Consider the following 22232-nt stretch of genomic DNA (forward strand, 5'->3'; position numbering starts at 1 on the left):
TGTGCGTATATCGTTATGCGGCTTCGACTTTACGCACTTTCTCTGGCAGCTTTACCGGCTGAGTCGCCAGCTCCTCGGGTTCAAAGTCATCCACGTTGATACTGCGCAGGCGGCTCGCTTCGGCTTTCACCAGAATCGCGGCTTCATCTTTATCAATCAGCCCTTTCGCCAGCGCATTGTGCGCCAGTTCGTCGAGACGGGTAAATGGCAGGTTTTTACCCAACTCTTTACAGATCCGCTGGTGGATAGGGTCGGCTGCAATGACATCCAGCAGCGCCTCTTCCAGCAAACCAACCGGGTTATGCTCGCTTGGCGTCAGATATTGACCGCGACCAATACGAGAACGAGTAGCACTTGGAACCTGCAAAATCTTCGCGACTTTATGGTCCAGCTTGTCAGACGGTGCGTCGTAGTGGCGACCGGTCGGGAAGATAACCACGTTCAGCAAGCCTGCGACCAGACGGTTCGGGAAGTTTTTCAGCAGATCGTCCATCGCCTGTTCCGCTTTGTACAACGCATCCTGAACGCCCCAGTGAACCAACGGCAGGTCCGCTTCATTACGGCCTTCATCGTCATAACGTTTCAGTACCGCAGAGGCCAGATACAGCTGGCTTAACACATCGCCCAGACGCGCGGAGATACGTTCACGGCGCTTCAGACTACCGCCCAGTACGGCCATGGACACATCTGAAAGCAGGGCCAGGTTGGCGCTCAAACGGTTCAGGTGCTGGTAGTAACGTTTGGTCGCATCGCCGGTTGGCGTGCTGCTGGTTAAGCCACGTGTCAGGCCAAGCCAGAAGCTGCGCACTTTGTTACTGCCAACGTGACCGATGTGTTTGAACAGCAGCTTGTCGAACGCATTCACATCGTTACTCTGTGCCGCAGCCATCTCTTCCAGAACATACGGATGGCAGCGAATCGCACCCTGACCGAAGATCATCATGCTACGGGTCAGAATGTTGGCACCTTCAACGGTAATGGCGATTGGCGCACCTTGATAAGCGCGGGCGAGGAAGTTGCTTTCGCCAAGCATAATGCCTTTACCGCCAGTGATATCCATCGCATCGATGATTGACTGCTGCCCACGGTGGGTACAGTGATATTTCACGATAGCCGACAGCACCGCCGGTTTTTCACCCAGCATAATGCCGTAGGTAATCAGTGATGCCGCAGCGTCCATCACGTAGGCGTTACCGGCAATACGTGCCAACGGTTCTTCAATACCTTCCATCTTGCCGATGGAGATTTTGAACTGGCGACGAATGTGCGCATATGCGCCGGTGGCCATTGCGACTGATTTCACGCCGCCCGTCGAGTTAGACGGCAGGGTAATACCACGTCCTACAGACAGACATTCCACCAGCATGCGCCAGCCCTGACCGGCCATTTTCGGACCACCGATGATGTAATCAATCGGTACAAACACATCTTTACCGAGGGTAGGACCGTTCTGGAACGGCACGTTCAGCGGGAAGTGACGACGCCCAATTTGTACACCCGGCGTTGAGGTTGGGATCAGCGCACAGGTAATACCGAGATCTTCTTCACCACCCAGCAGTTTTTCCGGGTCAGAGAGTTTAAATGCCAGACCCAGTACCGTGGCGATAGGCGCCAGCGTGATATAACGTTTGTTCCAGGTCAGGCGCATACCCAGCACCTGCTGGCCCTGCCAGTCGCCCATACAAACCACGCCGGTATCAGGGATCGCCCCTGCGTCGGAGCCTGCTTCCGGGCTGGTCAGAGCAAAGCATGGGATCTCCTGACCGCGAGCCAGACGCGGCAGGTAATGATTTTTCTGCTCTTCGGTGCCGTAATGTTGCAGCAGTTCGCCTGGGCCTAATGAGTTAGGTACGCCAACGGTGATCGCCAGGATCCCGGAAACGCCGGAGAGTTTCTGCAGAACGCGAGCCTGAGCATATGCTGAGAATTCCAGCCCGCCGTACTCTTTCTTAATGATCATCGCGAAGAAGCGGTGTTCTTTCAGATATGCCCACAGTTCCGGCGGCAGATCCGCGAGTTCGTGAGTGATCTGGAAGTCGTTCGCCATGCGGCACGCTTCTTCCACTGGACCATCAATAAACGCCTGTTCTTCAGCGGTCAGATGCGGTTGAGGATAGTTATGCAGTTTTTTCCAGTCAGGCTTGCCCTGGAACAGGTCACCTTCCCACCAGGTTGTACCCGCATCAATCGCTTCTTTCTCTGTACGCGACATCGGTGGCATGACTTTACGGAAGCCGCGGAACACCGGCGCAGAGATCATGGATTTGCGCATCGGCGTAAAGTTAAACGGCACGAGGATAATGGCCAGAGGAACCAGCAACCAGACTGACCACAGGCCAGCCACGCCAAGCGCAGCCGTCCAGGCGAGCAAAATTAAACTGCTGAGGAATAAGCTCACGCGGTGATAAAACAGAACGCTGAGCAGAACAACCGTAGCGATAATACTCAAAATCATCATAACGAAAAGCTCCCTTGCTTGTAGGAGGTCTGACCACTTGTGATGATATGTTTGTAGTGGATGTAAATTCTTTTAGCAATATGTTTACAAAATAATTACAACAAAGCTCACATTGTTGCTGTTTTAACCGGCACAAAAAATCAAAAGCGACAGCCATTCCTGTGGCTTGGACTTCTCGCAGGTAGCGCTATCCGGTACACTGCGTCTTGTCATTTACATTCATGCTGAAGGATATCCTCATGTACCAGGATCTTATTCGTAACGAACTGAGCGAAGCGGCGGAAACGCTGGCTAATTTTCTTAAAGATGACGCCAATATTCACGCCATTCAGCGCGCGGCGGTTCTGTTGGCAGACAGCTTTAAAGCGGGCGGTAAGGTACTTTCTTGCGGTAACGGCGGTTCCCATTGCGACGCGATGCACTTTGCCGAAGAGCTGACCGGACGCTATCGTGAAAACCGTCCTGGTTACCCTGCTATCGCTATCTCTGACGTCAGCCATATCTCCTGCGTCAGCAACGATTTTGGTTACGATTATGTGTTCTCTCGCTACGTAGAAGCCGTGGGTCGTGAAGGTGATGTCCTGTTAGGCATTTCGACTTCGGGTAATTCCGGTAACGTAATTAAAGCGATTGCCGCAGCGCGTGAGAAAGGGATGAAAGTGATCACCCTGACCGGTAAAGATGGCGGAAAAATGGCGGGCAGCGCGGATATCGAAATTCGCGTGCCGCACTTTGGCTACGCTGACCGTATTCAGGAAATTCATATCAAAGTGATCCATATCCTGATCCAGCTGATCGAAAAAGAGATGGTTAAACCATAAGAAGACGATTGCCGGATGGTGGCTGAAGCCTTATCCGGCCTACATGAGCGCCACGTAGGCCTGATAAGCGCAGCGCCATCAGGCAGTTCACGGTTTTAAGGTAGGTGATGTATGTGCGAACTGCTCGGGATGAGCGCCAATGTGCCAACCGATATCTGCTTTAGCTTCACCGGGCTGGTTCAGCGCGGCGGAGGGACCGGGCCACACAAAGACGGCTGGGGTATTACGTTTTATGAAGGTAAGGGCTGCCGTACGTTTAAAGATCCGCAACCCAGCTTTAATTCGCCTATCGCCAAACTGGTACAAGACTACCCCATCAAATCCTGTTCCGTGATTGCCCATATTCGTCAGGCGAACCGTGGCGAAGTGGCGTTGGAAAATACCCATCCCTTTACCCGCGAACTGTGGGGACGCAACTGGACCTATGCTCATAATGGACAGCTCAGTGGCTATAAATCGCTGGAAACCGGAAATTTCCGCCCGGTCGGGGAAACCGACAGCGAAAAAGCTTTCTGCTGGCTGCTCCACAAGCTGACGGAGCGTTATCCGCGCACGCCTGGCAATATGACGGCAGTGTTTAAATACATCGCGATGCTGGCAGGAGAACTGCGGGAGAAGGGCGTCTTCAACATGCTGTTGTCTGACGGACGCTATGTGATGGCCTTCTGTTCGACCAACCTGTTTTGGATCACGCGTCGTGCGCCGTTTGGCGTGGCGACATTGCTGGATCAGGACGTGGAAATCGATTTTAGCTCAGAGACCACACCCAATGATGTGGTCACCGTGATTGCCACTCAACCATTAACCGGCAATGAAACCTGGCAAAAGATTATGCCAGGCGAGTGGGCATTATTTTGTCTCGGGGAGCGTGTAGTTTGATGCCAGTTGAGGCTGAACCACTTCGTGACTCAACGGCTTGCTGACGACGTAACGACCATTGACGACAGAAACGGTCGGTGGTTTACGTGTTTGTTCAAAGTAATCGTATCCCGGCTTTAACTGGGCCCAGAAATCTTTGTAATACGAGAACTTATGGCGTTGCATGTTGGCATCGGTCATGCGGAACGGGTAAATGCTAACCTGTACGCTGGACTGCCCGAACACCAGAGCACCGGTCACAAACTGGAAAATCTCATCAATGCCGTTGTCGGTCATTGCGTAGCAGCCGACGGAAACACAGGCACCGTGGATCATCAGGTACTTACCTTCATAACCGTGTGCGCGGTCATAGGCATTAGGGAAACCAATGTTAATCGCTTTATAGAAGCGACTATCTGGTTTCAGCTGTCCACGCTGAACGCTGTAAAACCCTTCCGGACTTTTGAAATCACCCTGACGCTGCTTCGGACCTAAGCCACCGGAATAATTACAGATCTTATAACTGTCGAGCAATTGATACTGTTCGCCCATCTTGACGTACAGATCCAAGGTTCGCTCTTCTTTGAAGATCTGGATATAAACGGGGGAGCCCATTAATTGCTGCTTATATTCTTTGCTGACAGGCGTAGTCGGGCTGCTGCTGCTCAGCAAACCGGCAAATGAAACGCACGGCAATAAAAGCATCGCAAGAAAAAATGCGATTTTACGCATACTGCTTATTCCTTGATAAAACGATCACACACGCCAGGACGGCAAAAAGAATCCCCAAATCGGATAAATCTGGATCTGGAGCGCTCACATTAGCACCAAGAGAGTTTTTCGCAAGTCTCTCGTGCGGCGTTTACACTTTAGTTTTTCTTTATACGGAAAATTGCGCTTAAAGGCAGTCAGACACTGGCGTATTTTGCTGGTTACTGCGCTTCATTGGGTCTTATTCGTGCTGGATGGATAATGGGTCTGGAACGGCCCAGCATTAGGTACAACCAGACTTCTCACAACATAAAAGTACTGTATACTTAAACAGTGATGTGGGAGGGAAACGATGCGTAAAATCATACATGTCGATATGGACTGCTTTTTCGCGGCAGTGGAAATGCGCGACAACCCCGCCCTGCGCGACATTCCCATTGCTATTGGCGGCAGTCGTGAACGTCGGGGGGTCATCAGCACGGCCAATTATCCGGCGCGCAAATTTGGCGTGCGTAGCGCAATGCCAACGGGAATGGCATTAAAGCTGTGTCCGCATCTCACTTTATTACCTGGTCGTTACGAGGCCTATAAAGAAGCCTCCCGCCAGATTCAGGCTATTTTCTCCCGCTATACCTCGCTGATAGAACCTCTTTCGCTGGATGAAGCCTATCTGGATGTGACCGACAGCACCCACTGCCACGGCTCAGCTACGCTGATCGCTCAGGAAATCCGTCAGACAATTTTTAACGAGTTACAGTTAACCGCCTCTGCCGGAATTGCGCCGGTAAAATTTCTGGCAAAAATAGCCTCCGATCTCAACAAACCCAACGGGCAATATGTGATTACCCCTGCCGATGTTCCTGAATTTCTCAGAACATTGCCGTTAGGCAAAATTCCCGGCGTTGGCAAAGTCTCCGCCGCTAAGCTGGAATCAATGGGATTACGTACCTGCGAAGATGTTCAAAAATACGACCTGGCAATGCTGCTCAAACGCTTCGGCAAGTTTGGTCGCGTGCTGTGGGAGCGCAGTCAGGGGATTGACGAGCGGGACGTCAACAACGACAGGCTGCGTAAATCCGTCGGCGTGGAGCGTACGCTGGCGGAAGATATTCACGAGTGGTCGGAGTGTGAGGCGATAATTGAACGGCTCTATCCTGAACTGGAACGGCGTCTGGCAAAGGTAAAGCCGGATCTGCTGATCGCTCGCCAGGGGATAAAACTCAAGTTTAATGATTTTCAGCAGACTACGCAGGAGCACGTCTGGCCGCGCTTAAATAAAGATGACTTAATTACGACAGCGCGCAAGACCTGGGACGAGCGTAGGGGAGGGCGAGGTGTCAGGCTGGTGGGATTACACGTCACGCTGCTGGATCCACAAATGGAAAGACAACTGCTATTGGGGCTGTGATTCAGAACAATTGCCGGATGTCGGCGTAAACGCCTTATCCGGCCTACAAACCAGCGAGCATGCCTGATGGCAGCGTAAAAACTTTATTCAGCCTTCAAATCAGCGTGCATGCCGGATGGCAGCGTAAAAACTTTATCCAGCCTACAAACCAGCGTGTAGGCCGGATAAGCGCAGCGCCATCCGGCAATTAGCGCAGAATCTTACTTCGCCGGAATAGACTTCAGCAGTTCAGTCAGCAGCGTCCAGTAATGGCCGACGCTTTCGATATGAACCTGCTCATCCGGGGAGTGCGGACCGGTGATAGTTGGCCCGATGGAAACCATGTCCATATCCGGATACGGTTTCTTGAACAGACCACATTCCAGACCAGCGTGGATGATCTGGATATTCGGCGTTTTGTTGAACAGACGCTGATAGGTTTCACGAACCAGGTGCATAACCGGAGAGTTAGCATCCGGCTGCCAGCCTGGGTATCCGCCTTTTGCTTGGGTTTTCGCGCCAGCCAGTTTACCCAGTGAATCCAGCATGCTCACCACGTAGTCTTTACCGCTGTCGATCAGGGAACGGATCAGGCAGTGAATTTCAACGTTGTCGTCAGTCATGGTGACAACGCCGACGTTCAGAGAGGTCTCTACCACGCCTTTGGCGACGTCAGAGTTGCGGATTACACCGTTCGGGGTGGCGTTCAGCAGACGCACAAAGCTGTCGCGAGACTGAGCGGTCAGCGCGGCTTTGTCTTGAGTTACGGCATCCAGCAGCAGAGCCAGGTTCTTCTCTTTGGCTTCCAGTTCGTTTTTCAGGATTTCCTGATAGGTGTTGACCAGCGCTTTTAACGCATCAACTTTATCTGCAGCCACGGCCAGGGTAGCAAAGGCTTCACGCGGAATCGCGTTACGCAGCGTACCGCCGTTGAAATCAACCAGACGCAGATCCAGCTCTTCAGCGTGGCCCGCCAGGAAGCGTACCAGCAGTTTGTTCGCGTTACCGAGACCCACGTGGATTTCGCCGCCGGAGTGACCGCCTTTCAGGCCTTTTAACGTCAGCTTAAAGCTCTGGAATCCAGCCGGGATTGCTTCACGGGACAGCGGCAGGTTAGAGGTAAAGTCGATACCGCCTGCGCAACCCATGTAGATCTCACCTTCTTCTTCTGAGTCGGTGTTGATCAGGATATCTGCCTGCAGCCAGTTAGCCTGCAGACCAAACGCGCCATCCATACCCGCTTCTTCGGTCATGGTCAGCAGCACTTCCAGCGGACCGTGTACTACGCTGTCATCAGCCAGAACGGCCAGCGCAGACGCCATACCGATGCCGTTATCCGCACCCAGCGTAGTGCCACGGGCTTTCACCCATTCGCCGTCAATATAAGGCTGGATAGGATCTTTAGTGAAGTCATGCACGGTGTCGTTGTTTTTCTGCGGGACCATATCCAGGTGCGCCTGCAGAACGACCGGCTTGCGGTTTTCCATGCCTGCGGTAGCGGGTTTGCGAATCAGGATATTACCGACTTGATCGCGCTCGACGTGGAAACCTTTCTCTTGGGCCCAGCTCAGAATGTGTTCAGCGAGCTGCTCTTCATGATAGGACGGATGAGGAATAGAACAGATTTTGGCAAAAATATCCCATAGCGGTTGCGGGGATAATTGAGACAGTTCAGACACGTTGAGTCTCCTTGGCGATGTCCTACAAAACTTGCTTGCAGGCCACGGGGTTAGCAGAATTAAAAACACCACAAGTCAGGCTTGCGCGATGCGATTGAGAATACCACTTTCTCCGCTGACGGCTAGCATAAAGCATGCAAAAAGAGGCGCGGATTCCGCGAAACACTGGTTTTTAGTGCGTCAGATCTCTATAATCTCGCGCAACCTATTTCCCCCTCGAACACTTTTTAAGCCGTAGATAAACAGGCTGGGACACTTCACATGAGCGAAAAATACGTCGTCACCTGGGACATGTTGCAGATCCATGCACGTAAACTGGCAAGCCGCCTGATGCCTTCTGAACAATGGAAAGGCATTATTGCCGTTAGCCGTGGTGGTCTGGTGCCGGGCGCATTGCTGGCGCGTGAATTGGGTATTCGTCATGTCGATACCGTATGCATCTCCAGCTACGATCACGACAACCAGCGCGAACTGAAAGTGCTGAAGCGTGCCGAAGGCGACGGTGAAGGTTTCATCGTAATCGATGACCTGGTTGACACCGGAGGTACCGCCGTTGCGATCCGCGAAATGTATCCTAAAGCGCATTTCGTCACTATCTTCGCTAAGCCGGCTGGTCGCCCGCTGGTGAATGATTATGTTGTTGATATCCCTCAGGATACCTGGATTGAGCAGCCGTGGGATATGGGCGTAGTGTTCGTCCCGCCGATCTCTGGTCGCTAATCTAAAAAGTTTTCAACGCCTGGCAACTGCCGGGCGTTGTTCTTTTTGTGCTGTGTCAGGTTACACTATGCCTTAGTGAGTACTCATGGAGGCTGCAATCATGTCACAGGCTAACCTCAGCGAAGTCCTGTTTAAACCCCGCTTCAAACACCCTGAAACGTCAACACTGGTTCGTCGTTTTAATCACGGCGCGCAGCCGTCCGTACAATCTGCCCTGGATGGCAAAACCATTCCGCACTGGTATCGCATGGTGAATCGCCTGATGTGGATCTGGCGCGGCGTCGACCCGCGCGAAATCCTTGAGGTGCAGGCACGTATCGTGATGAGCGAAGCCGAGCGTACAGATAAAGAACTCTACGATACGGTTATCGGCTATCGCGGTGGGAACTGGATCTATGAGTGGGCGAAGCAGGCGATGGACTGGCAACAGAAAGCGTCTATGGAAGAGGATCCGCAGGTGAGCGGACGCCACTGGCTGCATGCGTCTACGTTGTACAACATTGCCGCTTACCCACACCTGAAAGGCGATGAGCTGGCAGAGCAGGCACAGGCTTTGGCGAATCGCGCCTATGAAGAGGCCGCACAGCGATTGCCGGGCACGCTGCGTGAGATGGAGTTTCCCGTCGCTGGCGGTGCGCCGATCACCGGCTTCTTACATATGCCAAAAGGTGACGGTCCGTTCCCGACGGTGCTGATGTGTGGTGGCCTCGATTCCATGCAAACGGATTACTACACCCTGTATGAGCGCTATTTTGCCCCACGGGGTATAGCCATGCTGACGCTGGATATGCCGTCGGTTGGGTTCTCGTCAAAATGGAAACTGACTCAGGATTCCAGCCTGCTGCATCAGCATGTATTAAAAGCGCTGCCTAATGTTCCCTGGGTGGATCACACCCGCGTGGCGGCCTTCGGTTTCCGCTTTGGCGCTAACGTAGCGGTACGTCTGGCGTATCTGGAATCATCGCGTCTGAAGGCGGTGGCCTGTCTGGGGCCAGTGGTTCATGCGCTGCTTAGCGACCCGCAGCGTCAGGCGAGCGTCCCGGAAATGTACCTTGATGTACTGGCTAGCCGCCTGGGGATGCATGACGCCTCCGATGAAGCGCTGCGCGTTGAACTTAATCGCTATTCATTAAAAGTGCAGGGCCTGTTGGGGCGACGCTGCCCGACGCCAATGCTCTCGGGATTCTGGAAGAACGATCCGTTTAGCCCGGAAGAAGAGTCACGTTTAATCACATCTTCATCTTCAGACGGTAAGCTACTGGAGATCCCCTTCAACCCGGTGTATCGCAATTTTGACAAAGGGCTGCAGGAAATAACCGGTTGGATCAATCAGAGATTGTGTTAAAAGTTTGCTAAATTTTAGCGATTTGGTAAAACAGGTGCTTCATCTAAGGAGATCGTAATGACGTTACCGAGTGGGCATCCGAAAAGTAGATTGATCAAGAAATTCACCGCGCTTGGCCCGTACATCCGGGAAGGGCAGTGCGAAGATAATCGATTTTTTTTCGATTGTCTGGCTGTTTGCGTCAACGTGAAACCCGCCCCTGAGAAACGCGAGTTCTGGGGCTGGTGGATGGAACTGGAGGCGCAGGAAAAACGCTTCACGTACAGCTATCAGTTTGGTTTGTTTGATAAAGACGGTAACTGGACGGCGGTGCCGGTGAAAGAGACTGAAGTGGTAGAGCGACTGGAATACACCTTACGTGAATTCCATGAAAAATTACGTGGCTTGTTGACGACGCTGAATCTGGCGCTGGAACCTGCTGACGACTTTAAGGATGAACCGGTTAAGTTAACGGCATAATGAACAGTAAAATGCCGGATGGCGGCGCAACCCCATCCGGCATTTTTTTATGCTATACCCTAAATAATTCGAGTTGCAGGAAGGCGGCGACGCAGCGAATCCCCAGGAGCGTACATAAGTACGTGACTGGGGTGAGCGAGGAAAGCCAACGCACATGCAGCTTGAAATATGACGGGTATAATTAGAACTGGTAGACCATACCGACAGCAACGATATCATCATCGTTGATGCCCAGTTTATTATCGCTATCCAGCTGGTTGATTTTATAGTCAACAAACGCGGACATATTTTTGTTGAAATAATACGTTGCGCCCACGTCGATATAATTCACCAGGTCTTCATTGCCGACGCCTTCAATATCTTTCCCTTTAGAAAGCACATAACCCAGTGACGGACGCAGACCAAAGTCAAACTGGTACTGAACAACCGCTTCGAAGTTCTGTGTTTTATTGGCGAAGCCGCCGGAAATTGGCGTCATGTTGCGTGTTTCAGAATAGAACGTCGCAATATAAATATCGTTAGCATCATATTTTAAGCCGGTTGCCCAGGCTTCAGCTTTATCACCCGTACCGCGAGTTTGCAGATTTTGCTGGTTGGTACGATCGGAGTTGGTATAAGCGCCGCTCACCGCGAAATCGCTGCCGCCAAAGTCATAGGTAACAGAAGTACCAAAACCGTCGCCGTTCTGTTTTTTCACATCGCGATCCTGGTTTTTACCCTGGTATTGCAGGGTCAGATCCAGGCCATCCACGACGCCGAAGAAGTCGGTGTTACGGTAAGTTGCCAGACCGCTGGCGCGTTTGGTCATAAAGTTATCGGTCTGTGCGGAGGAGTCGCCACCAAATTCCGGGAACATATCGGTCCAGGCTTCCACGTCATACAGCGCACCCAGGTTACGACCATAATCAAACGAGCCAAAATCTTTTAATTTCACACCGGCGAAGGCCAGACGTGTTTTTTGTTGGTTAGAGTCGCTTTCAGCTTTATTGCCGGCAAACTCTGCTTCCCAACGACCATAACCGGTTAGTTGATCGTTAATTTGCGTTTCACCTTTAAAACCTAAACGGATATAGCTTTGGTCACCATCTTTGCTGTCATAATCCGTCATGTAATGCATGGCTTTTACTTTGCCGTACAAATCCAGCTTATTGCCGTTCTTGTTATACACTTCCGCTGCCTGTACGGATGCCGACGCAACAATTCCCATCACCACTAATGCCAGAGTGCTCTTTTTCATTTTCATTCCTGATTAAAAGTACGCGCTAATATTCACTGGGTGTGATCCCCGTTAAAAGACAGGAGGGTTTTTAACGTCTGGCAATGAACGTTTTATGACAAAGTAAGAATATTTTTAAAAAAGGATGTTTTTTTGTTTCTGTAATAAATGCGTCAAAATCTGCCGCTACGCTTGCTGATCCTGCGCAATAAAATTTCATGCTTTGTGCGCTGGTTGTTGGCAACCGGGGCCAGTCCTGCTAAAACGTTCGTTTGATATCATTTTCCCCAATTTTGAATGGCAGAGAATCATGAGTGACAGCCAGACGCTGGTGGTAAAACTTGGCACCAGTGTGTTAACGGGCGGATCCCGCCGCCTGAACCGCGCCCACATCGTAGAACTGGTTCGCCAGTGCGCGCAGCTCCATGCCGCAGGGCATCGTATTGTTATCGTTACCTCTGGTGCGATTGCCGCCGGACGTGAGCATCTTGGTTACCCGGAGCTCCCGGCAACGATAGCTTCGAAACAGCTGTTGGCGGCGGTCGGGCAGAGCCGACTGATTCAACTGTGGGAACAGCTGTTCTCGATTTACGGTATTCATATCGGGCAGATGCTGCTGACGCGTGCAGATATGGAAGACAGAGAGCGCTTCCTCAACGCCCGCGATACGCTCCGCGCGCTGCTGGATAACAACATTGTTCCTGTCATTAATGAGAATGACGCCGTAGCGACCGCTGAGATTAAAGTCGGCGATAACGACAACCTCTCCGCGCTGGCGGCGATTCTGGCCGGAGCCGATAAGCTGCTGCTGCTGACCGATCAGCAGGGACTGTTCACCGCCGATCCGCGTACCAATCCGCAGGCGGAGCTGATTAAAGACGTTCACGGTATTGACGATGCGTTGCGCGCCATTGCCGGCGACAGCGTCTCGGGTCTGGGAACCGGCGGCATGGGAACAAAACTGCAGGCAGCCGATGTCGCGTGCCGCGCCGGGATCGACACCATTATTGCCGCAGGCAGCAAGCCGGGCGTGATTGGCGACGTGATGGAAGGCGTTTCCGTTGGGACGCGTTTTCATGCTCAGGCCTCTCCGCTGGAGAACCGTAAACGCTGGATCTTTGGCGCGCCGCCTGCCGGGGAGATTACCGTCGATGAGGGCGCGACCGCAGCAATTCTGGAACGCGGCAGCTCATTACTGCCAAAAGGCATTAAAAGCGTGACAGGTAACTTTTCTCGTGGTGAAGTGATCCGCATCTGCAATCTCGAAGGGCGCGATATTGCCCATGGCGTCACCCGCTATAACAGCGACGCGCTGCGCCGTATTGCCGGACATCACTCACAACAGATCGACACCATCCTGGGCTATGAATACGGTCCGGTTGCTGTCCATCGCGACGACATGATCACCCGTTAAGGAACAGGCATATGCTGGAACAAATGGGCATTGCTGCCAAAGCCGCGTCATACAAGCTGGCGCTGCTCTCCAGTCGCGAAAAAAATCGCGTACTGGAAACCATTGCTGATGAGCTGGAAGCGCAAACGGAAAGCATCCTCAGCGCGAACATACAAGATGTTGAGCAGGCGCGAGCCAACGGCCTGAGCGAAGCGATGCTCGACCGCCTGGCGCTGACGCCGGCGCGTCTGAAAGCGATTGCTGACGATGTGCGCCAGGTCTGTAATCTTGCCGACCCGGTAGGGCAGGTGATTGACGGCGGCCTGCTGGATAGCGGTCTGCGTCTGGAGCGTCGTCGCGTCCCGCTGGGCGTGATTGGCGTGATTTATGAAGCGCGTCCAAACGTCACCGTTGACGTTGCCTCCCTGTGCCTGAAAACCGGCAATGCGGTGATTCTGCGCGGTGGGAAAGAGACCTACCGGACCAACGCCGCCACCGTGGCTGTTATCCAAAAGGCGCTGAAAGCCTGCGGTTTACCCGCGGCTGCCGTACAGTCAATTGATAACCCGGACCGCGCGTTGGTCGCTGAAATGCTGCGGATGGATAAGTACATCGATATGCTGATCCCTCGCGGTGGCGCGGGTCTGCATAAGCTGTGCCGTGAGCAGTCGACCATCCCGGTCATCACCGGCGGTATTGGCGTATGCCATATTTATGTTGATGATACCGCGGAGATCGCCCCGGCCCTGAAGATTATCGTTAACGCCAAAACCCAGCGTCCAAGCACCTGTAACACTGTAGAAACTCTGCTGGTGCATCAGGATATTGCTGAGCGTTTCCTGCCTGCGTTAAGCCAAAAGATGGCGGATAGCGGTGTTACGCTGCACGGTGATGAAATTGTGATGCAGGTTCTGCATGGCCCTGCCAAACTGGTGCCACTAAAACCGGAAGAGCTGGATAACGAGTTTCTGTCTCTGGATCTGAACGTTGTGGTGGTCGAAAATATGGATGGTGCTATCGCCCATATTCGCGAACACGGTACCCAGCACTCGGACGCCATACTGACGCGCACGCTCAGCAACGCCAACCGTTTCGTGAATGAAGTGGACTCTTCTGCCGTGTATGTAAACGCCTCTACTCGTTTTACCGATGGCGGCCAGTTCGGACTGGGTGCGGAAGTGGCGGTGAGCACGCAAAAACTGCACGCACGTGGCCCAATGGGACTGGAAGCACTGACCACATATAAGTGGGTTGGCTTCGGTGACGACACGATCCGGGCGTAATTGAAAACGGGCGATGCCATAATAGCGCTCTTAATTTTAAAGCTATTAAGGCATCTCCCGCTTAATTCTAACCTTCACTTCGCTGCCGCATTTATTTTTCTATCCTGCGTTTTAACATCATCCGCATCAGTCTGTTTTTGACCTATGCTCTCACCAGCGCCCAAAAGGCGACGTATCACAGAATTTTCCCTGCCAGCATGAATTTTCCTGGTCTTCGTTTCACGTATTGTTCCCATGGCCCGATCTATTAGAATCAATCTCATTTTTATGAGGAGTTGTTGCGTGAAATCGGATATTCACAAACTTAGCATTCCTGTTGTGCCGCTTGGCAACCCGTTTCCTCCCCGTCATTGTTCGCTGTGCCCAAAGGGAGCGGCGATTGATCGTGATAATCAATACAAATTAATAGACAAAAGAAGGCGGTTTAAAGCTGGGGAGATACTCGCTCGGCAGGATGAAACCGCGGATATGCTTTTTGTTATCCATGAGGGGTACTGCAAGTCCAGCGTGGAATGTGGCGATAACGTTTTTATCAGCCGCTTTTATGTTCCGGGAGATATCATGGCGCTGGATGCTGTCGAAGGGGGGAAGTACCTGACAACTATCCAGGCCGCAACGGCTGCAGAGGTTTGCCACATTGATATTGCGCGGTTGTTCAAGGTAGCAGAGAAGGAGCCTTCGGTAGCTGCCGCAGTCATCAAGTTTCTCTGCAGGGACAATGGATTCATTGTTGAAAAACTGCGGCGCTATGCGAATAAACATGCTGAGGCCAGGATCGCGGCTTTCCTGGTGGAATTTTACGAGATGCATTTGCGCATCGGCAGGCCAGAAACGACGCTTCGCTTGCCATTTTCTCGGGAGGAAATTGCCAGTTATCTCGATCTTAAAATTGAAACCGTTAGCCGCTCATTAAAATCTCTTGAACAGCAGAATTTGATTACCTTACATAGGGTACGTACCGTAACAATTAATAGTTATCTTGGTTTAAAACGTTTTATCTAATTTTCTATTTAACGATAATCATTATCTCTCCTGATAAGCCAGGAATATTCATTTTATATGGAAAATTCCTGGTTTTAATTTTGTCAAATAATTATCAGTTAGAATGTAGTTTCTGTAGGTGAATGTTTTTTTATAAGAATATTCCCTCGCAAATGGATATATAATGAGAATTTTCTTGCGGCGTTAAAAATTTAGCATAATTGCAACAAATAATAAGCATTATAGAGAAACTATGGAGGTGTTAATTATCTTTATGTTTTGTAAGGGTTTTGCTCTCGTGGTATTTGTATGATCTTTTTGATATTTATCAAAAACATAAAAAAGATGAATTGTTTGATTTGTCTTATTTATTTGGGTGATAGTTCTGGTTCATGGTGTTATTTAAGTAAATTAAACTTAGGAAACTTCTTAGATTATCGTTTTAGTGGGAAAATTCTTAGTCTTTTTGTAATTTTTGCGTTTCAGGGTTTGTTGAGATGTTACTTAATTCAAATGATAATTTTTGGGCGCGGCAATTCTGGCTCGCAATTAATGGAACCGCTGGAGTGACTTAATAATAAGACTCGGTGGTGAGTTTGTTCTTAGGAGAAGATAAAAATGAAAAAATTATTATTAGTGACCTCTCTGGCGTCTGTATTTGTTGCGGCAAATGCAATGGCAGATGTCACTGCTTCTGCAACGGCCTCGTGGGACGCGACGGCAACAAAAGATACCACCAGCATGTTGGTCGTCACTCCGCTGAACTCTTTGACTTTCCAGTATGCGGAAGGTCTGAATGGCTTCAACTCCCAGGATGGCGCGTTTGATGTGACTATTCAGGGCCAGGAAACGGCAACTGATTTTGAACTGACCGCTCAGATTATTAGCAATACTCTGACCAACGCCAGTGGCGATGCGTCTACCCTGAACGTAGGGGTGGCATGGAATGGCACCGCGTTGACTAATTCATCAGATACTGTCCTGGTAAATTCCAGCTCGACTTCTGGTCTTGAAAGCCTGATGGCTGATGGCGCTTACAACGGTGCTGACCGCGTCAGCGATCAATCCAACTTCAAATTCACCATTGCGTCTGCGACTTCTGATGGTAGCACGCCGGTAACGGATTACTCTGCACTGCCAGACGGCTATTGGACTGGTGATGTAAAAGTACAGTTCAATGCAACCTGGACGACTCCGTCCGCCTAAGAAATAAAAGTTCGGGAGGAGAATTTCTCCCGAATTTATCAGGAATGGTGTCATGAATAAATATTTACCGGCAGCAATGTTGGTAGGGTTGGTAATATCTTTTTCCAGCTGGGCAATTAACGTCGGTGATATCACGTCGATAATGACTTCTACTGAGAGTTCATTATCGAAAGAAATCACTAATACGACAGATTCGGCTCGTTATGTCAGCGTATCGGTAAAACAACTGTCATCACCTTTAGCGGGCGGAGTCGAAATAAAACCTGTTAATTCCGGGGAATTACTCTCTACGCCTGCCAATCTAATTCTGCCTGGTCAGGCAAAGGATGTTTTTCGTTTCTTTTATAAAGGGCCTGCTGATGATGTCGAGCGTTATTATCGTCTGCAATGGATAGATGAGCCGGTCACCGAGAGCGCGGAAACCCGGGCCAATAAATTAGCTGTTGCGACAGCGTCAGCAGAAATTGGCACGATTTTGGTTGTTGCGCCGCGAAAAGAGCGTTTTGAATATAACCGTAATGGTGATGTTATTAGCAATACTGGCAATGTTTCATTTCGAGTAATCGCCTATGGGGCTTGCAAAAATAATGCTCGCGATCAGGGGCGGGGCTGTCGTGAACGTTATTACATTATGCCAGGTACAAAAATAAAACTGCAGTTCACCGACATTAGTAATAGCCGCTCACGCATTGGGATCTGGCACGGTAAGCAGTTTATTACAGTGAAGTGATGGTCAATAGCAGCCATCTGTACGGGAAAAATAAAAATACCGGATTGTAAGGATGCATATGACAACAACATATATTGTTGGCGGTAGCATTTGTCTTTTTCTTGCGCTGACACCAGGAACTTCACATGCAGCCCCAATAAAAGTGGGTAATTACGTTATTCCCAGCGCTTTCGCCCGTTCACTGGAGCAGGGAATGACGGTGCCGGTATATATACGTTACAACGAGACTGATGAGAAAAGTCAGCAAAAAATTGCCGATGCGGTGATTTCGCTTGTTGATGGCAATATTACAGTTAAAGCACTGACTCTTGCTGAATTGCCCAATAATGCTGTGTTATCCGAGAAAACCCGCGCGTTAGTGGAAAAAATCCGTGATGTAAAGTTTCACGATAATACGAATATTGAACTGTCAGATGATGCTCGACTGCAACTTAATGTCTCATCATTTCACCTGGAGATGATTGTCAGCAAAGATGCGTTAACTGAAGCGATTGTCGCGCGTAGTAGCTTGCTTGGACCTTCCAGCGTTGAAACTCTGTCTAACGTCCTGAACTACAACTTTGGTACCTACTACAACGATTACCGAAATGGCAGCAGTACCCGCAGCTATCTGACGATGGACAATACAACATCGCTGCGGGAGCACCACATTAATGTTAACGGTTCGTTTTACGGCATCGGTGACAGCAATGGTACCAGTAAACTTTATCGTGCGATGTATGAGCGCGATTATGAAGGGTATCGACTGGCGCTGGGGATGCTTGATACATGGAATGTCCAGTCTATTGCCAGCCTGAATGCGCTGAATGGTGGGAAAATTTACGGTGTGAGCTACGGGAACAAAGGAAGTACGGTTGTTGAGAATACCGCGCTTTCACTCACGCCGATTACCGTATTTTTGCCAGCCGCTGGTGAGGTTCATGTCTTCCGCGATGGACGTTTGCTCAGCGTGCAGAACTTTAATATGGGCAGCTATGAAATTGATACCAGTCGCTTTCCGTATGGTGTTTACGACGTCACGGTAGATATCGTGGTCAATGGGCGGACAATTAATAGTCGTGTCAGCCGGGTTAATAAGATCTTTGCTCGCCAACAAGCTGCCGGAGTTCATCAGCTCTCATGGCAGTTTTTTGGTGGTTCGCTGGATTATGATCGGGTGAGCTATAAGCGTAACCACTATCAGGATTTGGGTAGTGAGCAGACCTGGATTGCCGGGGGGGCCGCATCGGTGACGCTGGCGATATTGTCGGGGCTGGGCCTGAAATCAACGATCTATGGTTTTGACAACAATGCGGTTAATGAAACGGATGTCACGCTGAATGTGAATGAATACGTCAGTATTGGCAATCAGATGTTGGTAGCGAACGATTCATCATGGCGAAACATCAGTAACATTAATCTCAATGTCCCTGAGGGATATGGTTCCCTTTGGGCATCTCGTGAAGACAGTAAAATTGGCGATCGCTTGCCTATGCAGGAGCGTGATAACTATTCCATTGGCGGAACTCTTAACCTCGGAAAGTTTATTCCTCATGGTGGTTCACTCACTGTTAGTCAGACGGAGAATCGTTACTCAGGCAATAAATACCGTAATCTGGATTACAACACGACTCTTTATTCTGGAAGGTATGCCACGATTGGGTTACGTGCAGGAATTCAGCGTTATTACTACAACAACCGAAATGACGATGGGCGACAGGAACGTTATGTCAGCCTGGACTTATCGTTGCCGTTGGCGACCTGGTTGAGCATGGGCGTCTCCCGAGATCGCTATGGCAGCACCCAGGGTAATCTCAGTGCACGAAAACAGTATGCTGAAGGGCCGATTAAATCGGTCGGATTATCGGCATCAACGCGTCTGAGTGGTGAACAGTATTACGACAATAATTATTCGGTAAACGGCAATCTAAGTTATGACACGAAATATAACGCTGGCACCGTATCGGTAACACGTTCTGCTGACAACTCCACCAATATGAACTTCTCTTCCCAAGGTTCTCTGGCATGGGCAGGTAAAGACTTCGGTCTGAGTAAAGAGAGGCAGCGTTCTGGCGTTATCGTAAAAACAGATTTGACCGGCGAGGGGAAACTGGCTGCGAAGATTAATAACCGCAATTATCGTCTCAGCGGTAAATCAAATTTCATTGCACTGCCGCCCTATGCTCAGTACAAGCTGGAAATCCTCAATGATAAAAACTCTGAGGACAGCTTCGATATTGTTTCAGGACGCAAACAGGAGCTGACGCTATATCCGGGTAACGTGGGAGTTATCAACCCTGAAGTGAAAAGCATGGTCACCGTATTCGGTCGCATTCGTTATCCCGATGGACAGTTGGCTGCAAATACCGATATTCATAACCACATCGGTAAAACACGTACGGATGCAAAAGGTGAGTTTGCTATCGATATTGATAAAAAGTATCCGGTTATTACGTTAATTTCTGCCAATGGCAGGATATGTGAAGCCGATCTGGATCTGGAAAAAGCACGCGGCGCTGCGTGGGTTGGCGATGTGAAATGTGCAACGCAAACCACGATGGCACAGAGGTAATAAAATGAAAGTATTAATTAAATGGGCTATTTTAATCTGTGCCATGGGGAGCTTTACGCCTTTACCTGTTTTGGCTTTGAAAGCCTCCTCGTCCGGTTCTGTCAGCAATAATTATTTGTTTATTGAGAATGCGATAGATGGTGAATATTTTATTACCCCATCGGCACTTGATCCGCGCTTCAGCGGGTCAAACACATGGATAAAATACGGTACCTCACAGGTCAGTCTCGGATATTTAGGTTTTGTGGGCTGGACTGCACCCGGAAATTATTATCAGGATATGTGGATTGATAATTCCCCGATTAATGGGCCTTTCCGGGGAATACGTTGTTATAGCGGTACCCAGTGTCCATCGACCGGGTTTATTGCCGGGCAAGGAACTGACAATAATGGTTTTTATCATGCACAGGTGGGATCTGTCGCAGGTGTAGTTGGCGGAGCCTACGGATTCGCCTCCCTGACAGATACTGCCTATGAGTATTTTCGCAATGTGTCTACCGGTAGCAGCGAAACCTACGTATTCAACCGCTGCTATACTTCTGTAAATTATGATTATTCTTCCGGACAGCGTTGCAAAGACCAGTCGACCGGATTATGGAATTACGTTAATTACACGTTGACCAAACGCGGGCATTTGTCACTTGAATCGACTAATGCGTTTCAGGAACTTTGGGTTGCCAGCGACGGAACGCCAAGCATCACCAAAGACTCCGGTTATTGTGAACTTGGCGTAGTAGGCGGCACCGACGGTGTGATTTGTAAGATGGTGAGTTATAACCTGCAACAAACGGCTAATCTGACCGCCTCTCTGACATTTCGAGCTTATGTTGACACAGCGATGCTTGGTTTTACGCCGGGTTCGACTACGGTGAAATACTCCGGGAATGGTGCAAACTGGTATAACTATGGTACGCCAACGGCGTATTACAACGTTTTCACCACGTCCGGAGAGTATATTTATATTTTTCTGTCGAAAGTATTTCTGAAAAATCTTGTCGATTCAGGAATCAGTATCACTAATAGTCAACCGTTTACTTTTGGTTTTTATAATGGCTTAACGCCAGAGTCGGGGTATTACCAGTTTACTCCTTCGCTACAGCTCAATATTGTTCCAAAGGAATATGGGATCAGTATTATCTCATCGGATAACAGCACCTCGGCAAGCGGCAGCGGCACAATTGGCGAGACCGCTCCGATTGAGATGGATTACACCGTGACGGTCTCGGGGCCTCGTCAGGCTGATAGCATTACCGCACAAGTTATTGGGGAAAGTACGACGATAAACAATGTGCCTTATTGCCTGTTCACTTCTACGCAAGGCGGGTTGTCCGTCCCAATTCCCGCCTTTCTGCAATACAACAGTGAGTCGGGTGGCGTGGTACAGAAACGAAATAGCTGTAGTGAAGCGGCGATCAGCATGAGAGATGCGCAATGGCAACAGACGCCCTGGGACGCAAATAATACAGATGATGGAAGCTACTTTGCGACTGATTTAAAATTGCTTTTCCCAATGAATGATTCGCGTTCGATGTTGACCGTTTCCGGTGCGGATTGGGAAGGTGTTGTCAGTGCCAGCGGAGAGATAAAAGTGACGGCGAATTGGGTGGGAGTGACGCCATGAGCCACTGTCGTTTGGCGCTAAGATGGATATTGGCCTTGCTTTCCGGGCTGACGGTGTTCTCCGCACAGGCCGTCTACCTGGAGTCGACTATTTATGAGATGCCATCGGATAAATCATTTATCAGTAAACGAATCTATAACGATAGCCAGAAACAGAACGTGTACAGTATTAGCGCAGTTAAAATAGATAAACCGGGACCGGGAGGTGAAAACAGAAGTGCTATTGCCGAAGGCGAACTTTTGTTTACTCCGCTCCGTTTTTCACTGGCACCGCAGGCAAGTGAGTTTTTTAAGATTTTCTATCGTGGCCCGCAGGATGATAAAGAACGCTATTACCGAATACTGTTTCGTGAAATGCCGATAACGCTGTTTACCGAGCGTAATCAAGGGAAAGGCGGACAGGCTCTCCCGGTGATCGCTATGGATACCATATTGGTCGTTCGTCCGAGGAAAATGAACCTGGCCTACACCATTGATGAGATAAACGGGACGTTGAAAAACACAGGGAATACTTTTTTCAAAATTATCGTACACCAGGGGTGTCACTCAACTGATGATGAAGCCACCATGCGTTATGTGTTACCGGGGGAAACCTGGCATAGTAGTGAGTTGAAAACAAAAAACCGGAAATTTATCGTAGCGTTGCAGAAATACCTACCCGTGGGTCAGAGTTGCTCAAAAATTAATCATTAAGGGGGTTGGGTCTGAACCAATATGCCCTGATTATATATTGAACCTATACTGTCACTCGCTATAGAAAATGTAGCAATAAATTTAGAGTCGATGAAACAATATGTCGTGCATATTGCCGGAA

Annotated in this window: 18 protein-coding genes; 14 read left to right on the forward strand and 4 right to left on the reverse strand. The window is 50.0% G+C overall.

Features of this window, described 5'->3' with window-relative positions; translation table 11 throughout:
* Positions 1–13 precede the first annotated feature (13 nt).
* On the reverse strand, positions 14–2458 hold the full coding sequence (gene fadE / locus OGX97_RS15100) for an acyl-CoA dehydrogenase FadE (protein ID WP_003830821.1): 2445 nt from the start codon (positions 2456–2458) through the stop codon (positions 14–16).
* Between the two features lie 239 nt (positions 2459–2697).
* Between fadE and lpcA the strand changes: the two genes are divergently transcribed.
* Together lpcA and OGX97_RS15110 are read left to right on the forward strand one after the other, a co-directional pair.
* Positions 2698–3279, forward strand: a complete 582-nt coding sequence (gene lpcA, locus OGX97_RS15105) for a D-sedoheptulose 7-phosphate isomerase (RefSeq protein WP_003031390.1) — start codon at positions 2698–2700, stop codon at positions 3277–3279.
* Positions 3280–3390: 111 nt separating this feature from the next.
* Entirely contained in the window at positions 3391–4158 is a 768-nt protein-coding gene (locus OGX97_RS15110; protein ID WP_003031388.1) for a class II glutamine amidotransferase, read from the forward strand.
* Here the strand turns inward: OGX97_RS15110 and dpaA are convergent.
* Positions 4129–4869 (reverse strand): peptidoglycan meso-diaminopimelic acid protein amidase, encoded by a 741-nt coding sequence (gene dpaA / locus OGX97_RS15115; protein ID WP_008783787.1) that lies wholly within the window; start codon positions 4867–4869, stop codon positions 4129–4131. The two genes, OGX97_RS15110 and dpaA, sit on opposite strands and share 30 nt — an antisense overlap.
* 331 nt (positions 4870–5200) lie before the next feature.
* Between dpaA and dinB the strand changes: the two genes are divergently transcribed.
* Positions 5201–6256 (forward strand): DNA polymerase IV, encoded by a 1056-nt coding sequence (gene dinB, locus OGX97_RS15120; RefSeq protein WP_003830824.1) that lies wholly within the window; start codon positions 5201–5203, stop codon positions 6254–6256.
* Positions 6257–6456: 200 nt separating this feature from the next.
* On the opposite strand, the gene pepD is transcribed toward dinB, so the two are convergent.
* Complete coding sequence (pepD, locus tag OGX97_RS15125; RefSeq protein WP_008783788.1) at positions 6457–7914, reverse strand: cytosol nonspecific dipeptidase; 1458 nt, start codon at positions 7912–7914, stop codon at positions 6457–6459.
* Positions 7915–8175: 261 nt separating this feature from the next.
* On the opposite strand from pepD, the gene gpt reads away from it, so the two are divergent.
* From gpt to crl, 3 genes are all read left to right on the forward strand, one after another.
* On the forward strand, positions 8176–8634 hold the full coding sequence (gene gpt / locus OGX97_RS15130; protein ID WP_003031380.1) for a xanthine phosphoribosyltransferase: 459 nt from the start codon (positions 8176–8178) through the stop codon (positions 8632–8634).
* A 100-nt stretch (positions 8635–8734) separates the two neighbouring features.
* Positions 8735–9979: an esterase FrsA gene (gene frsA, locus OGX97_RS15135; RefSeq protein WP_048214870.1), complete on the forward strand. Its 1245-nt coding sequence runs from the start codon at positions 8735–8737 to the stop codon at positions 9977–9979.
* 57 nt (positions 9980–10036) lie between these two features.
* The gene (gene crl / locus OGX97_RS15140; RefSeq protein WP_008783790.1) at positions 10037–10438 is read left to right on the forward strand and encodes a sigma factor-binding protein Crl; all 402 of its coding nucleotides are present in this window, start codon (positions 10037–10039) and stop codon (positions 10436–10438) included.
* A 181-nt stretch (positions 10439–10619) separates the two neighbouring features.
* Here crl and phoE read toward each other — a convergent pair whose 3' ends face one another.
* Positions 10620–11675: a phosphoporin PhoE gene (gene phoE / locus OGX97_RS15145; protein ID WP_003830831.1), complete on the reverse strand. Its 1056-nt coding sequence runs from the start codon at positions 11673–11675 to the stop codon at positions 10620–10622.
* Positions 11676–11964: 289 nt separating this feature from the next.
* Between phoE and proB the strand changes: the two genes are divergently transcribed.
* From proB to OGX97_RS15185, 8 genes are all read left to right on the forward strand, one after another.
* A complete protein-coding gene (gene proB, locus OGX97_RS15150) occupies positions 11965–13068 on the forward strand; it encodes a glutamate 5-kinase (RefSeq protein ID WP_003031373.1) in 1104 nt (367 codons plus the stop codon).
* A gap of 11 nt (positions 13069–13079) precedes the next feature.
* Positions 13080–14330 carry a glutamate-5-semialdehyde dehydrogenase gene (gene proA, locus OGX97_RS15155; protein ID WP_279850356.1) on the forward strand — a complete coding sequence of 417 codons (1251 nt, stop codon included), beginning with the start codon at positions 13080–13082 and terminating at the stop codon, positions 14328–14330.
* Positions 14331–14612: 282 nt separating this feature from the next.
* Positions 14613–15332, forward strand: a complete 720-nt coding sequence (locus OGX97_RS15160) for a Crp/Fnr family transcriptional regulator (RefSeq protein ID WP_048226431.1) — start codon at positions 14613–14615, stop codon at positions 15330–15332.
* Positions 15333–15929: 597 nt separating this feature from the next.
* Positions 15930–16517, forward strand: coding sequence for a common pilus major fimbrillin subunit EcpA (gene ecpA, locus OGX97_RS15165; protein ID WP_003830835.1), 588 nt, complete (start codon positions 15930–15932; stop codon positions 16515–16517).
* A 52-nt stretch (positions 16518–16569) separates the two neighbouring features.
* Positions 16570–17247 (forward strand): hypothetical protein, encoded by a 678-nt coding sequence (locus tag OGX97_RS15170; protein ID WP_235125230.1) that lies wholly within the window; start codon positions 16570–16572, stop codon positions 17245–17247.
* Between the two features lie 58 nt (positions 17248–17305).
* Positions 17306–19798: a CS1-pili formation C-terminal domain-containing protein gene (locus tag OGX97_RS15175; RefSeq protein WP_235125229.1), complete on the forward strand. Its 2493-nt coding sequence runs from the start codon at positions 17306–17308 to the stop codon at positions 19796–19798.
* Between the two features lie 4 nt (positions 19799–19802).
* On the forward strand, positions 19803–21419 hold the full coding sequence (locus tag OGX97_RS15180) for a fimbrial protein (protein WP_235125219.1): 1617 nt from the start codon (positions 19803–19805) through the stop codon (positions 21417–21419).
* Positions 21416–22111, forward strand: coding sequence for a fimbria/pilus periplasmic chaperone (locus OGX97_RS15185; protein ID WP_235125217.1), 696 nt, complete (start codon positions 21416–21418; stop codon positions 22109–22111). Before OGX97_RS15180 ends, OGX97_RS15185 begins: the two co-directional genes overlap by 4 nt.
* Positions 22112–22232 lie beyond the last annotated feature (121 nt).

The sequence above is a fragment of the Citrobacter sp. Cpo061 genome (genome assembly GCF_030332845.1).
Classification (GTDB): domain Bacteria; phylum Pseudomonadota; class Gammaproteobacteria; order Enterobacterales; family Enterobacteriaceae; genus Citrobacter; species Citrobacter portucalensis.